General features: G+C 70.2%; 15 protein-coding genes. 7 read left to right on the top strand and 8 right to left on the bottom strand.

Going from position 1 to position 13,835, the window contains the following annotated elements; genetic code table 11:
- Positions 1 to 40: 40 nt before the first annotated feature.
- Genes hpt through dacB form a run of 4 tightly spaced genes read right to left on the bottom strand, consistent with a single transcriptional unit; the run spans position 41 to position 4,398 of the window.
- Positions 41 to 589: a hypoxanthine phosphoribosyltransferase gene (hpt, locus tag ACFWGZ_RS31825; protein WP_382455285.1), complete on the bottom strand. Its 549-nt coding sequence runs from the start codon at positions 587 to 589 to the stop codon at positions 41 to 43.
- A gap of 17 nt (positions 590 to 606) precedes the next feature.
- Complete coding sequence (gene tilS, locus ACFWGZ_RS31830; protein ID WP_382455286.1) at positions 607 to 1,518, bottom strand: tRNA lysidine(34) synthetase TilS; 912 nt, start codon at positions 1,516 to 1,518, stop codon at positions 607 to 609.
- On the bottom strand, positions 1,515 to 2,558 hold the full coding sequence (locus ACFWGZ_RS31835) for a zinc-dependent metalloprotease (RefSeq protein ID WP_382455287.1): 1,044 nt from the start codon (positions 2,556 to 2,558) through the stop codon (positions 1,515 to 1,517). Before ACFWGZ_RS31835 ends, tilS begins: the two co-directional genes overlap by 4 nt.
- A gap of 28 nt (positions 2,559 to 2,586) precedes the next feature.
- Positions 2,587 to 4,398: a D-alanyl-D-alanine carboxypeptidase/D-alanyl-D-alanine-endopeptidase gene (dacB, locus tag ACFWGZ_RS31840; protein WP_382455288.1), complete on the bottom strand. Its 1,812-nt coding sequence runs from the start codon at positions 4,396 to 4,398 to the stop codon at positions 2,587 to 2,589.
- 462 nt (positions 4,399 to 4,860) lie between these two features.
- Here dacB and ACFWGZ_RS31845 point away from each other — a divergent pair, with 462 nt between their 5' ends.
- The gene (locus tag ACFWGZ_RS31845) at positions 4,861 to 5,367 is read left to right on the top strand and encodes an inorganic diphosphatase (protein WP_330853529.1); all 507 of its coding nucleotides are present in this window, start codon (positions 4,861 to 4,863) and stop codon (positions 5,365 to 5,367) included.
- A 599-nt stretch (positions 5,368 to 5,966) separates the two neighbouring features.
- Here the strand turns inward: ACFWGZ_RS31845 and ACFWGZ_RS31850 are convergent.
- Entirely contained in the window at positions 5,967 to 7,610 is a 1,644-nt protein-coding gene (locus ACFWGZ_RS31850) for an MDR family MFS transporter (RefSeq protein ID WP_382455289.1), read from the bottom strand.
- Positions 7,611 to 7,612: 2 nt separating this feature from the next.
- Positions 7,613 to 8,140, bottom strand: coding sequence for a MarR family winged helix-turn-helix transcriptional regulator (locus ACFWGZ_RS31855; protein ID WP_382455290.1), 528 nt, complete (start codon positions 8,138 to 8,140; stop codon positions 7,613 to 7,615).
- A 174-nt stretch (positions 8,141 to 8,314) separates the two neighbouring features.
- Here ACFWGZ_RS31855 and ACFWGZ_RS31860 point away from each other — a divergent pair, with 174 nt between their 5' ends.
- The 3 genes from ACFWGZ_RS31860 to ACFWGZ_RS31870 all read left to right on the top strand — a co-directional run bounded on the left by ACFWGZ_RS31860 (position 8,315) and on the right by ACFWGZ_RS31870 (position 10,551).
- The gene (locus ACFWGZ_RS31860; protein WP_382455291.1) at positions 8,315 to 8,767 is read left to right on the top strand and encodes a DUF4442 domain-containing protein; all 453 of its coding nucleotides are present in this window, start codon (positions 8,315 to 8,317) and stop codon (positions 8,765 to 8,767) included.
- A gap of 100 nt (positions 8,768 to 8,867) precedes the next feature.
- A complete protein-coding gene (locus ACFWGZ_RS31865; RefSeq protein WP_382455292.1) occupies positions 8,868 to 9,578 on the top strand; it encodes an excalibur calcium-binding domain-containing protein in 711 nt (236 codons plus the stop codon).
- A 13-nt stretch (positions 9,579 to 9,591) separates the two neighbouring features.
- Entirely contained in the window at positions 9,592 to 10,551 is a 960-nt protein-coding gene (locus ACFWGZ_RS31870) for a TIGR03617 family F420-dependent LLM class oxidoreductase (protein ID WP_382455293.1), read from the top strand.
- Here the strand turns inward: ACFWGZ_RS31870 and ACFWGZ_RS31875 are convergent.
- A complete protein-coding gene (locus tag ACFWGZ_RS31875) occupies positions 10,533 to 10,706 on the bottom strand; it encodes a hypothetical protein (RefSeq protein WP_382455294.1) in 174 nt (57 codons plus the stop codon). The two genes, ACFWGZ_RS31870 and ACFWGZ_RS31875, sit on opposite strands and share 19 nt — an antisense overlap.
- 144 nt (positions 10,707 to 10,850) lie before the next feature.
- On the opposite strand from ACFWGZ_RS31875, the gene ACFWGZ_RS31880 reads away from it, so the two are divergent.
- Both ACFWGZ_RS31880 and ACFWGZ_RS31885 read left to right on the top strand, forming a co-directional pair.
- Complete coding sequence (locus ACFWGZ_RS31880; RefSeq protein ID WP_382455295.1) at positions 10,851 to 11,456, top strand: ArsR/SmtB family transcription factor; 606 nt, start codon at positions 10,851 to 10,853, stop codon at positions 11,454 to 11,456.
- Positions 11,453 to 12,178 (top strand): SRPBCC domain-containing protein, encoded by a 726-nt coding sequence (locus ACFWGZ_RS31885; protein ID WP_382455296.1) that lies wholly within the window; start codon positions 11,453 to 11,455, stop codon positions 12,176 to 12,178. The genes ACFWGZ_RS31880 and ACFWGZ_RS31885 overlap by 4 nt, the downstream gene beginning before the upstream one ends.
- On the opposite strand, the gene ACFWGZ_RS31890 is transcribed toward ACFWGZ_RS31885, so the two are convergent.
- Positions 12,154 to 12,969: an endo alpha-1,4 polygalactosaminidase gene (locus ACFWGZ_RS31890; protein ID WP_382455297.1), complete on the bottom strand. Its 816-nt coding sequence runs from the start codon at positions 12,967 to 12,969 to the stop codon at positions 12,154 to 12,156. The two genes, ACFWGZ_RS31885 and ACFWGZ_RS31890, sit on opposite strands and share 25 nt — an antisense overlap.
- Positions 12,970 to 13,092: 123 nt before the next feature.
- Between ACFWGZ_RS31890 and ACFWGZ_RS31895 the strand changes: the two genes are divergently transcribed.
- On the top strand, positions 13,093 to 13,755 hold the full coding sequence (locus ACFWGZ_RS31895; RefSeq protein ID WP_382455298.1) for an HNH endonuclease family protein: 663 nt from the start codon (positions 13,093 to 13,095) through the stop codon (positions 13,753 to 13,755).
- The last annotated feature ends 80 nt before the right edge of the window (positions 13,756 to 13,835 follow it).

The following is a 13,835-nucleotide window of genomic DNA, read 5'->3' on the forward strand; positions in this document are numbered from 1 at the left end:
GGCCCGGCGTTCTCTCGTCTTGCGGCGCCCGGACGGGAGGTCAGTTCGAGTAGACCTTCGGGTCCAGCGTCCCGATGTAGGGCAGGTCCCGGTACCGCTCCGCGTAGTCGAGCCCGTACCCGACGACGAACTCGTTGGGGATGTCGAACCCGACGTACTTCACCGGCACCTCGACCTTCACGGCGTCGGGCTTGCGCAGCAACGTGCACACCTGCAACGACTTCGGCCGCCGCGACTGCAGGTTCTTCAGCAGCCACGACAGGGTGAGGCCCGAGTCGATGATGTCCTCGACGATCACCACGTTGCGGTCGGCGATGTCGCGGTCCAGGTCCTTCAGGATCCGCACCACGCCGGAGGACGACGTGGAGGAGCCGTAGGACGAAACGGCCATGAACTCGAGCTGCACCGGGACGGGCAGCGCGCGGGCGAGGTCGGCCATGAACATCACGGCGCCCTTGAGCACGGTGATCAGCACGAGGTCGGAGTCACCTTCTGGGTGATCAGCCGCGACCTGCTCGGCGAGCTCGGTGACCTTGTCGCTGATCTCCTGCTCGGTGATGAGCACGGATGCGATGTCGCCGTCGTACACGGACGGGTCCCCTCTGCTTAAGATTGTGGTTCCACAACGAGCCTGCCATGCGCACGGCTTGCGACAAAGCCGCCGGGTAGCCAGACGCCGCCCTGACCGCGCCATTCACTCACCAGTGCATCGACGCGGCGCAGGTGCGAATCGGACAGTTCCGGCACACCCTCCTCGATGAGCCACGACCTGAGCACCCTGCGTCGCAGTGCGGCGGGCAGTTCGGCGATGTCGTCGATCGCGCAGCAGTCGCCGCTGAAGGCCGACGCGAGGGAGTCGAGTGCGTCACAGTCCTCTCGCAACTGAGCCGCCGTGCGCGCCAACGACGCCGCGACACCGCCTTGCAGCACGTCTTCCAGCAACGGCAGGACCTCGGACCGCAAGCGCACACGGGTGAACGAGGGGTCCGAGTTGTGCGGGTCCTCCCACGGCTCGATGCCTTCCTCGGCGCAGTAAGCGCGTGTGGTGGCCCGTGTGACGCCGAGCAGCGGACGGCCCCACGGCGAGTCGTAGGCGCGCATGCCGGCGATCGAACGCGGTCCGGAACCACGCCCCAGGCCGAGCAGCACGGTCTCCGCCTGGTCGTCGAGGGTGTGGCCGAGCAGCACGACGCCGTGCGCCGGTCTCAGCGCCGCGTAGCGGGCCCTGCGGGCCGCCGCCTCGGGTCCGCCCGGCCCGTCCACCGCCACCGCCTCCACGCGCGCCACGAGACCGAACCCGGCGCACTGCCCGGCGGCCCGCAGCGCCACCTCGGCCGAGCCGGGCTGGAGCTGGTGGTCGACCACGACCGCGGACGCGCCGGGCAGCAGCCTGCCCACGCACGCGGCCAGTGCCAGCGAGTCGGCGCCGCCGGAGACCGCCACGGTCACCGCGTCCGGGCGGACCTCGTCGAGGAACCTGCGGACGGCCGTCCTGACCTCGGCGACCGGTCCGTTCACGGTGCCACGCGGCGCAGCCAGCTCATCGGGTCGGTGATCTCCGCGCGGGTCGGCAGGGTGTCCGCGGACGTCCAGACCGCGTTGAAGCCGTCCATCCCGACGCGTTCGACGACGTACGAGGTGAACTCCGCGCCCTCCTCGTACTGGCGCACCTTCGCCTCGACGCCGAGCACCGTGCGCAGGATCCGGTCGAGCAGGCCGCCGCCCTTGCGCCGCGCGCTGAAGCGGGTGCGGATCGTCGCGACGGACGGCACGACGGACGGGCCCACCGCGTCCATCACGTGGTCGGCGTGGCCCTCGAGCAAAGTGGACAGTGCGATCAACCGGTCCAGCACGGCTTTCTGCTGCGGCGACTGGATGAGCTCGATCAGCCCCATCGGGCCGTCGCCCTCGCGCAGCTTCTGCCGGAAGTCGCGGATCACGTCGGACAGCGGCGCCCGTTCCTCGTCCATTGCGGACAGCAGCGAGGTGACCTGGTCGGAGAAGTACCGGCGCAGCCACGGCACGCCGGTGAACTGCAGGCGGTGCGTGCACTCGTGCAGGCACACCCACAGCCGGAAGTCGTCGTCGGGGACGTCCAGGGCCTGTTGCGCGCCAACGATGTTCGGCGCGACGAGCAGCAGGCGCCCGGCGAGCTGGTCGTCGGGGCCGAACGGGTCGTACTGGCCGAGCACCCGCGAGGACAGGAACGCCATCACCACGCCGGCCTGCACCCCGGCCGTCCCGGCGAGCAGGCTCGCCATCGGACCGGTCGGGCGCGTCATGGCGGGTCCGGTCAGCGCGGCCAGCCCCTGCGCGGCGGCCTTCACCCACGCGGGACGGTCGACGACCTCGCCCGGCAGCAGCGGCAGCCCCTGGCCGAGTCCGGTCAGCTCTCTGACGTGGACCTCGGCCTGCGGCGCGAGCTCGCGGAGCCGGCCGACGACGTGCTCGGCCTCGTCCTTGCCGATCACCGGTCCTGGTCGCACGAGCCGGACAGCGGTCGAAACCGCCAGGTCCCAGTCCACCGGGCCGAGCTCTGCCTCCGTCGCGCCGTTCACGGTTCCGACGCTACCTGCGCACGCCCCGCTACGAACAGCCACAGCCTCGCAACGCAGCGGCCATCACGTCGAGCGCGGGCCGCACCTCGGTCTCCGGGTTGGCGCCGCCGGCCGACATGAACGCGAACACCAGCACCCGCCCGTCGACGTCGACGACCACCCCGGCGAGCGCGTTGACGCCGGTGAGCGTGCCGGTCTTGGCGCGCACCCAGCCCCTGCCCGCCGCCGAGCCGCCCGTGTAGCGACCGGCGAGCGTGCCGCTGCCGCCCGCGACCGGCAGCGCCGTGAGCAGGGGCCGCAGCTTCGCGGTGCGCGGGTCGTCCAGCGTGGGCTTGGCGGCCGCGGTGAGGACGTCGGTGAGCAGCTTGGCCGGGATCTTGTTGCTGGCGGAGAGGCCGCTGCCGTCCACGAAGCTCGCGGCGGCGAGGTCGAAGCCGTTCTTGGTCAGGACGTCCCGGACGGCCTTGACGCCACCGGCGAACGACGGCTCGTTGCCGGTCTTGATCGCGATCTCGCGGGCGATCGCCTCGGTGAGGACGTTGTCCGAGATCTGCATCATGTTGTCGACGAGCTGCTCGACCGGCGCCGACTTGATCTCGCCGAGCACCGGCGCGCCGGCGGGAGCGGAGCCCGCGGTGGCGCCGGGCGCCCCGATGCGCTGCGCGAACGCGTCGGCCGCCGCCTGGCCGGGGCTGCCGGTGCGGGCGCTGTTGACGTCGGTCTGGTCGACCCGGCCGCCGTCGAGCATGAACGGCACGATCGGCGCGACCGAGCCGCCGCCGATGTCGGCCTGCTCCCACTGCGGCCCGAGCGCCTCGCCGGTGTAGCGGCTGAGGTCGAAGAGGACCTTGGTGACCGGCCCCTTCTGCCTGACCTGGTTGACGAGGTCGTCGAGGGAGGCCGCGCCGGGGTAGACGGACCGGCCGGGCGCGCCGGAGATCGTCGGGTCGCCGCCGCCGACGACCACGACGGTGCCGGGTTCGGCGCCCTGCACGACCTTGGTGCTGAGCTGGTCGGTCCGCTCGAGGCTGAGCAGCGCGGCGGCGGCCGTGAGGATCTTGAGGCTCGACGCGGGCGTGGCGGGCGTCGTGTCGCCCTGCTGCCACAGCGCGGCGGCGTTGGCGGGGTCGACGACGCTGCCGGTGAGCGTGCCGAGGACGCCGTTGCCCGCCGGGCCGGTCAGGGCCTGCTTCACCCCCGCCGGGGACGGCGCCGGCGCACCGGCGGTGGCCGCCTTGACGAGCTGCCGCACGTCGGCGGGCGGTGCGGGCGGCTTGGTCTCGACCGCCTCGGGGCCGCCGAGCTCGCTGACCGCGTAGACCGTGGCGCCCGCGAGCGCCGCCACGACCAGCAGGCTGAGGACGACCGCGAGGACCTTGCGGCTCTTCTTCGGCTCGTCGTCGGTGAGCCGGTCCTCCGGGTCCTCGTCGTAGCCGGTGACGGGGAGCTTCTCGGGGGGCTGCTGCGCGGGTTCGGGACGCGCTGGACGCTGCGCCTGCTCGAACCGGGCGGGTTGCCGGCGCTGGAGCTGGTCGACCCGCATGGTCGCGATGGGCGGCTGTTCGGGACGCTTCTGCTCGGCGGGCTGCTGGGGTTCGGGGCGCTGGGTCTGCCGGTGCTGCTCGGGACGTGGCTGCTCGGGCGCGGCCTTCTGGTCGAACCACGACTGGTTCGTCATCGGCAGCTGGTCGACGCGCGCGGTCTTCGCGTTGGACACGTCGGGCTTGGGCACCACGCGGGTCCGGTTGGCCTTCGGCTCGACGACCGGCGCCGGCTGCTGCTCGCCGCCCTGGACCCGCACCGGCTTGGCGCGCGGGGTCTCGACGGGCTTCAGGTTCACCGCGGTGCGCTCGGAGTCCGGGACCTCCCGAGGTTGGCCGACTTCTGGACCAATCGTCGCGTGAGACTTCCCACCCGGCTTTTCCCCGGAACCGCCCCCGGACCCCCGCTGGGGCCCGCCGGAGCCCTGCGGAGCGCCCTTCGGCGCGACGGGAACCACGCGGACGGGAGAGGAGCGCAACGGCTCCTGTGTGGACGGTGGCGAGAGCACGGAGGCCAACGGGAACCGCATCGTCGGCTGGTCAACGGACGGGCGGCTGACCTGCACCGTCGCCTCGGAGGACGCACCGGCGGACTCGGTGTCGTCGTCCTCGGTCGGCCACGCGGGCTCGTCCGGCAAGAGGACCTCCGTCTGCTCGGTACGGGCAATCTCACACCCTCGAGCCGCCGCTCCGATGAGGGTTGACAGGGCGTCGTGGTCCACACTAGTGGGGTCACGAATGGGCTACATGAGCGAGGACCAGTGGAGTTCGACGTCCTGATCGAGATCCCCAAGGGCGTGCGCAACAAGTACGAGGTGGACCACAAGTCTGGTCGCATCCGCCTCGACCGCACGTTGTTCACGTCGACGCAGTACCCCGCCGACTACGGGTTCATCGAGAACACCCTGGGTGAGGACGGCGACCCCCTGGACGCCCTCGTCCTCGTCCAGGAGCCGACGTTCCCCGGCTGCCTGATCGCCGCGCGCGCCATCGGCATGTTCCGCATGACCGACGAGAAGGGCGGCGACGACAAGGTTCTCTGCGTCCCGGCCTTCGACCCGCGGCACGAGCACCTGCGCGACATCCACCACCTGGCGGAGTTCGACCGCCTGGAGATCCAGCACTTCTTCGAGGTCTACAAGGACCTCGAGCCGGGCAAGAGCGTCGAGGGCGCGACCTGGGTGGGCCGCACCGAGGCCGAGGCCGAGATCAAGCGCTCCTACCAGCGCCTGAAGGACGCCGAGGCGCGGGGCGAGACGTTCCACTGAGCCGTGCGCGACAGGGCCGTCCCCCGCTGGGAGGACGGTCCTTTGTCGTTTTCGGGGGTGCTGGGGCTGACGGCGCGCACCGGGCCGGGGCTTGCGGGCCGGGTCGGTGCGGGCCGGGTCGGTGCAGGCCAGGCCGGTGCAGGCTGGTGCGGTGCGGGCCGGTGCAGGCCAGGCTGGTGCGGTGCGGGCCGGTGCGGGCCGGTGCAGGCCAGGCCGGTGCAGGCTGGTGCGGTGCGGTGCGGTGCGGTGCGGGCCGGTGCGGGGCAGGCCTGGCTAGCGCGGGACGGGCTGGCGCGGGTGTCGGCGGCGGTGGCGCGGGTGTCGGCGGCGGTGCGGGTGTCGGCGGCGGTGCGGGAGCCAGCCGATGCGAAAGCCGGCTTGTCCGGGTGCGTGGGCAGGCTGGCGCAGGGGTCCCCTCGCGTTCAGGCTCCCCCGCGACCCAACGTACCCAGCGGGTCTGACATTTCTGGCCTGCGCCAGCCCCCAAGGCCTCCGCCCGCCCCCAAGGCTTACGCCGACCCCCGAGGCCTGCGCCGGCCCCCAACGGCAGAAGGGCCGCCCCTCACACCGAGGAACGGCCCTTCTTCGCAAACCAAGAACTAGTGGATCGCCACAGACTCGGCGTCGGCAACCCGCTCCAGCCCGGACTTGGTGGACAGCGGCTTCTCGCGCAGGAACCACACGAGCACGAACGCCGCCACCATCACGATCCCGCCGGTCATGAAGACCAGGTCGATCGCTCCGGAGAACCCGTCGAGGAACGGCTTGGCCAGCACCGGGTCGAGGTCCTTCAGGAACTCGGTGTTGTTGATGTCGACACCGGACCCGCCGCCCTGCAGCATCTTGGCGAACTCCGGGTTCTGCCGCAGCGCCGCGTTGAACGCGTCGGTCTGCAGCGCGGCCCGGATGCCGGACGCGATCTTGTCGCCGACCGTGCTGAACAGGATCGACAGGAACACCGCGGTGCCCACCGTGCCGCCGATCTGGCGGAAGAACGTCGCCGACGCGGTCGCGACGCCCATGTCGCGCGGCTCGGAGTCGTTCTGGATCGCCAGCAGCAGGGTCTGCATGCACTGGCCGAGGCCGGCGCCCATGATGAACATGTAGATCATCGTCTGCCAGTTCGGCGTGTCCGTGCCGATGGTGCTGAACAGGAACAGCGCGATCGCCATCAGGCCGGCGCCGATGATCGGGAAGATCTTGTAGCGGCCGGTCGACGAGGTGATCTTGCCGGAGATCGCGGTGGCCGACATGATGCCGAACGTCATCGGCAGCAGCATCAGGCCCGCCGTGGTCGGCGAGACGCCCTTCACGATCTGCAGGTACAGCGGGATGGAGACCATGCCGCCGAACATGCCGATGCCGAGCACGAAGTTGATCGTGTTGCCGAGCGCGAAGGTCTGGTTGCGGAACAACCGGATCGGCAGCAGCGCCTCGTCGCCCATGCGGTTCTCGACCCACACGAACGCGACCAGGCCGATCACGCCGATGACGTACATGGCGATCGAGGTCGTCGACGCCCAGCCCCACTCGCGGCCCTGCTCGGCCACGATCAGCAGCGGCACGAGGCCGACGGTCAGCGCGATGGCGCCGCCGAAGTCGATGCGGTGGTTGACGCGCTGGTGCGGGATGTTGAGCACGCGGGCCACGACGAACAGCGCGAGCAGCGCGATCGGCACGTTGACCAGGAACACCCAGCGCCAGCCGGTGACCCCGAGGAACGTGGTGAGGCCGGCGAACACGCCGCCGATGACCGGGCCGAGCACGCTGGCCGAGCCGAACACGGCCATGAAGTACGCGGAGTACTTGCTGCGCTCACGCGGCGAGATGATGTCCGCCATGATCGCGAACGCGAGCGACATCAGACCGCCGGCGCCGAGGCCCTGCACGGCGCGGAACGCCGCGAGCTCGTACATCGACGTCGCGATGCCCGAGAGCAGCGAGCCGACGAGGAACAGCGAGATCGCCGCGAGGTACATCGGCTTGCGCCCGTAGATGTCGGACAGCTTGCCGTACAGCGGGGTCGTGATGGTCGCGGTGATCAGGTAGGCGGTGGTCGCCCACGCCTGCAGCGTCTGGCCGTGCAGCTGGTCCGCGATGGTCTTCATGGCGCTGGCGACGATCATCTGGTCCAGCGCCGCGAGGAACATGCCCAGCAGCAGGCCGGACAGGATCGTCAGGATTTGGCGATGCGTCAGGGAAGCTCCTGGCGCGGGAGTCGCCGCATCGGTTGTCTGTGACATTTCTAGTTTTCCCCTCCTGCGCGGGTCCCCGTCCCGCGGTCGGTCATGAACGACGGAACCGTGCGCTCGTAGTCCTGGACGAAGCGCTCGAACAGTTCCGCGAAGTTCTCGAAGTCCTCTGCCGGCCACTCGGCGAACATCCGCTCGATGGCCTCGTTGCGCTGTCGGCGCCGGTCCCTGATCAGCGTGAACCCCGCCTGTGTGACGGCGAGGACGCTGGCCCGCCCGTCTGCCGGATCAGCTCGCCTCTCCACGAGCCCGTCCTTGACCAGACCGGCCACCTGCCGGCTGACCGTGGACGGGTCGGAGAGCACCGCCTCCGCGAGCGCACTCGAGCGGCACTCACCGAGACCGGAGAGCGTCGCGAGGAGAACGAAGGCGGACTTGTCCATGCCCTGCTTGGCCATCTGGTGCGACATCTGGGCGTGCATCTTGTTCAGGCGCACCATGGCCATGCCGACCCGATCCGCGAGCTCGTGCTCGGGATCGATGCCCGTGTCCACGCCGATGCACCTGCCCGGGTCGACCATCTGCCACCTCGTTGCTTGTATCACCCAACTAGTTGCTCGGTACAAGCATCCATCTCGGTCCAGCGGATTGCAAGTGAGTTCCGGGTCTCACTCCACTGTGGAGTGGTACGCACACGCGCAGTGGGTGTTACCGGCGGGTAGCCACTCGGGTTACCCACCGGTAGCATCCCTCTCATGAGCCAAGACGTGTCGTTCGTCGCCGACGCCATGCGGCAGGCCGTGCCGTACGTGAAGACCACCGGCATCGAGTTCGAAGAGGTGTCCGCCGGCCGTGTCGTCGCGTCGCTGCCGGACGAGCCGACGCTGCACAACCACATCGGCGGGCCGCACGCCGCGATGATGTTCGGGCTCGGCGAGTCCGCGTCCGGCGCCGTCGTGATGGCCGCGTTCTCCGCCCACCTGGGCAAGGCCACGCCGCTCGCCGTCCGCGCGGACATCTCCTACCGGAAGATCGCGATGGGCGTGCTGCGCGCGGAGGCCGTGCTGGGCCGCTCCGCCGACGACGTCCTGGCCGAACTGGAGTCGGGCACGCGCCCCGAGTTCCCGGTGACGATCACGATCACCAACGCCGAGGGTGTGACCACCGGCGAGATGACCGTCGTCTGGACGCTCAAGCCCGCCCGCTGAACTGGGCATCTCCGTATTTCAGTTCGGTCTACCCGTGAACCGGTCCGAGGCGAATACGTAACCTTGGCCACACCGGCGATCTAGGGCACCATTCGGGGCCATGTCGGGGTGGAGAGCTGTGTGCGGTGTCCTGCTGGTCGCGCTGACCGCGGGCTGCGCGACGCAGGTGCAGCAGTCGACTCCCGTCGCCGTCGAGAAACCGGTCGAGAACACCCCGGTCACGACGTCGGCGTCGGTGCCGCCCGCCCAGCTCGACCTCACCGTCGCCTCGATCGTCGACGGCCGCGCGGTGATGCTCTCCGACGGCACGAAAGCCGAGGTCAGCGGCCTCGCCCAGCCCGGTCCGTGCTGGGCCGGGGCCGCCACCGGCTTCGCCCGGAGCATGCTGCTGAACCAGCAGGTCCGCTACGACCGGGCCACCGGCGCGCTCAGCCTCGCCGACGGCACCGACTACGCGTTGCTCGCGCTGGGCAACGGCGCCGGGCGCACCGCGGGCACGCCGACGCCCGCGCAGAAGGAAGCCGAAGTGGTCGCGCAACGGGTCCCGATGGGGCTCTGGGGCTCGCCGTGCGGCGGCAAGGACGCCACCGAGACCCCGGCCGCTCCCCCGCCACCGCCGCCTCCTCCGCCGGTCGTCACGACGACGAAGCCGAAGGTGACCACCACGCGGCCCAGGCCGCCGGTGTTCTTCGCGACCTGCGACGACGCCCGCCGCGCCGGCGCCGCGCCGCTCTACTGGGGCCAGCCGGGCTACCGCGTGGAGCTCGACGAGAACCGCAACGGCATCGCGTGCGAGTCGCGCTACCGCTAATAACCTCAGCGGCATGAAGCTGGACAAGGCTGCCGTCGACTACACCCCGGCCGACGCCGGTTCCCTCGCGAAGAGCGCGGAGGACCTCGGCTACGACGGGTTCTGGCTCGCCGAGACGAAGCACGACCCGTTCCTCGCGCTGGCGGGCGCCGCCGTGGTGACCGAGCGGATCGAGCTCGGCACGGCGATCGCGGTGGCGTTCGCCCGCAACCCCATGACCGTCGCCACCACCGCGAACGACCTGCGGCTGGTGTCCGGGGGCCGGTTCAACCTCGGCCTGGGCTCGCAGGTCGAGGCGCACATCACCAAGCGGTTCGCGATGCCGTGGAGCAGGCCGGCCGCGCGCATGCGCGAGTTCGTGCTCGCGATCCGCGCGATCTGGCACGCGTGGGAGACGGGCGAGCGGCTGGCGTTCCGCGGCGAGTTCTACAAGCACACGCTGATGACGCCGTTCTTCGATCCCGGACCGAACCCGCACGGCGCCGCGCCGATCTACCTCGCGGGCGTCGGCGAACGGATGACGGAGGTGGCGGGCGAGGTCGCGGACGGCTTCCTGTGCCACAACTTCACGACCGAGCGGTACCTGCGCGAGGTGACGCTGCCCGCGCTGGAACGCGGACGGGCCAAGGCGGGCAAGACGCTGGAGGGCTTCGAGATCAGCGGACCCGTGTTCGCCGCGACGAACGACGAGGAGGTCGCCGACGTCAAGCGGCAGATCGCGTTCTACGGGTCGACGCCCGCGTACCGGCCGGTTCTGGACCTGCACGGGTGGGGCGCGCTGCACGAGGAGCTGCACCGCAGGTCGCGGCGGCAGCAGTGGGCGGAGATGAGCGAGCTGATCACCGACGAGGTGTTGCACGAGTTCTGCGTCGTCGGCTCCCGGGAGACCGTCGCGGCCGCGCTTCTGGACCGCTACGGCGACGTCGTCACCCGGATCTCACCGTCCGGCGAGGTTCACCGGCCGGAGAAGTGACTCAGTCCCTGGCGGGCCAGCTCGGCGTGGAAACCGACGAGCTCGGCGCGCACTCGGGCGACTCCCCTCTTGCGTATCCACCTGCGTCTTCCGACGTTCGCGGCGGTCAGGGCGAAGGGTGACGCCAAGAGCGTCAGGACCAGCATCGTGATCATGTTCGTCTCCTAGGGGTTGCCATCTGACAACGACCAATCGAGACGCCGCTTACGCCATCAGCACGAACGCCACCCGAGTGGAGCAAAGTCACCGACAGCAAGTCAGTTCTTGACTAATTTTGTTTTCGGTGTGACGCTGGCGGCATGTTCGAAGTGGCGGTGATCGAGGACCCGTCCGCGGCCGAGGTGTCGCTGGACCCCGTGCGAGCGAGGCTGCTCGCGGAGCTGGCAGAGCCGGGATCGGCGACGATGCTCGCCGCGAAGGTCGGCCTGCCCAGGCAGAAGGTGAACTACCACCTGCGCACGCTGGAGCAGCACGGCCTGGTGGAACTCGTCGAGGAACGGCGCAAGGGCAACGTCAACGAGCGCCTGCTGCAGGCGACGGCGGCCTCCTACGTCATCTCCCCGACGGCGCTCGCGGCCGTGCAGCCCGACCCGGCGCGCTCCCCCGACCGGTTGTCCGCGCGGTGGCTGCTCGCGGTCTCGGCGAGGCTGGTCCGCGACGTCGGCACGTTGATCACGGGCGCGACCAGGGCGAAGAAGCGCCTCGCCACCTTCGCGCTGGACGGCGAGATCCGCTTCGCGACCGCCGCGGACCGCGCCGCGTTCGCCGAGGAGCTCGCCGGCGCCGTGACACAGCTCGTCGCGAAGTACCACGACGAACAGGCCGAGGGAGGGCGCCCGCACCGAGTCGTCGTCGCCCTGCACCCCAGCGTGAACGCCGCCGCGAAGGAAGAGGACGAGTCATGACCCACGAGTTCGAGATCAGCAAGGAAGTCGAGGTCGAGGGCACCCCGGACGAGGTCTGGGACGCCATCGCCACGGGCCCCGGCATCGACTCGTGGTTCATGGGCCCGCACACCGTCGACGGGCGCCTCGGCGGCCGCATGACGCTCGACCTGGGCTTCTTCCAGGAGTCCTCGACGATCACGGCCTGGGAACCGGGCAAGCGCCTCGCGCACGAGAGCGACAAGGGCGAGGACGGCACGTTCCACGCGATGGAGTACCTGGTCGAGGGCCGCGACCAGGGCTCGACGGTCCTGCGGTTCGTGCACACCGGGATCCTCGCCGACGGCTGGGGCGACGAGTTCGTCGACCAGCAGTCGCACGGCTGGGACATGTACCTGTTCACGCTGGGCCAGTACGTGCGGCACTTCGCGGGCCGGCCGGGCACCTACGTGTTCGCGCAGGCCCCGTCCGAACAGCCGGACGACGCCTGGCCCCGCCTGGCCGCGGCCCTCGGCGTGCCCGCGGACTTCGCCGTCGGCGACGAGGTGGTGCTGGAACCGTTCGGCATCAAGGGCGTCGTCGACTACGGCGTGCCCGGCGTGTTCTTGGGCGTGCGCGGCGCAGAAGGCCTCTACCGCTTCCACGGCACGCACGCCGTCGGGCACCACGTGTTCGGTGACGCGACTGGCCAGGCCGAGAAGTGGCAGGGCTTCCTGGCTCAGGCGCTGGGACAGGCCTCGTAGACGTAGTCGGGGTGTCCGTACGACACCAGGTTCCGGTCGCGGAGGATGACGGACCTCTTCCCGCCGCGATCGGAGCACGACTTCTGGAACGCCTCGTCGGAGTACTCGATCTCGAAGACCTTCTCGCTGAACGCCTCCGCGTACGGCCCGCACTCGCCGTTCGCCTGGCAGTTCTCGGCGATGGCGAAGTCGAAGCCGATGTACTTCTTGCCCGAGTCGCCCAGCTCGTGACCGTTCTTCTGCGCGACGGCCAGCCCCTTCTCGTGGGCGTGCCGCACGAACGCCTTCATGAACTCCTTGGTGGCGTTGAGGTCGAACGCCCCACCGGCCCGCGTGTGCGAGTCGAGGTTGTCCGCCTCGATCGCCTGGAAGCGCGAGAGCTTGCAGCCCTCGATCCACTTCTTCTGGATGTCGAGGATGCGGCCGCGCTTGTCGGCGGTGGAGATGTCGAGGATGCCCTCGTCCCACTCGGGGTCGATCGCCGGCTCGCCGTCCGGGTTCTTCACCAGCAGGTCCAGGTGGTGCTGCTTCCACCAGCTGAGGCTGCCGTCCATCGGGTCCGGCTGCGTCTGCAGGGCGTTGAGGTAGCAGACGTTGTAGCGGTCGCCCACCGGGAACTGGCCCCGGTCCCGCACCACGACCTTGACCCGCGCCTCCGGCTGGTAGACCGCGCCGATCTGGTAGTCGAACTTCGCGCCGGACGGCGGCAGTTCGACGGGAGGCGTTTCGGGTTCGCTCGAGCACGAGGCGACGAGCAGGAGCAGGGCGGCGAGGGCCGCGACTGGCTTCATGCGCGGCAGTCTGCCACTCGGGCCGTGATGAACTCGTCCGACAATCGGAGTACTCCATCCAGTCCCCGCCAGTTGTGCCGTTGAGCGGCCATGATCGACCGCGGGGACGGGTAAGCCCTTCCCATGCGGTGGTTGCTGCTGATCTTCCTGCTGACCGGCTGTACGGCGTTGCCCCTCTCCTCGGCCCCGACGGGCCCGCAGGTGGACCGCGTACCGGCCGGCACCCTCGACGCCGTGACGGCGCGCACCTCCCTGGCAGCACTGCCGGTGGCCACACCGGGCAGGCTCGACGGCTACGTGCGCGACTGCGACGACGGCAAGGCGTGCGTCTTCGGCCAGCCGTGGTTCGACGCCGACGGCGACGGCTGCGACCAGCGCAGCCAGGTCCTGGCCCGCGACCTGACGAACGTCGAGCGCAAGCAGGGCCGCTGCGGCGTGCAGTCCGGCACGCTCGACGACCCGTACACCGGCTCGCAGATCTCCGGCACGTCGAAGATCCAGATCGACCACGTGGTGCCGCTGGCGGAGATGTGGCGCAGCGGGGCCGCGGCGTGGCCGCAGGACAAGCGGGTGGCGGCGGCGAACGACCTGCGCAACCTCGTCGCCGTGTCGGGCAAGGTGAACCAGTCGAAGAGCGACAAGACCCCTGACGAGTGGATGCCGCCCAATTCGGGATATGCGTGTTCGTACGGGCGGATGTACGTGACGGTGAAAACGGCTTATGGGTTGAGCGTGGCTCCGGCGGAACGTTCGGCAATGGAGCAGGCGCTCGCGAGTTGCGGCTGAGAACAGCAGAAGGGGCAACTCACAAGTTTACATGGCCATACGTCTCAACCAACCACCAAACGGCAAAGAACCCAATAACA

The sequence above is a fragment of the Lentzea sp. NPDC060358 genome (assembly GCF_042725365.1).
Taxonomy (GTDB): domain Bacteria; phylum Actinomycetota; class Actinomycetes; order Mycobacteriales; family Pseudonocardiaceae; genus Lentzea.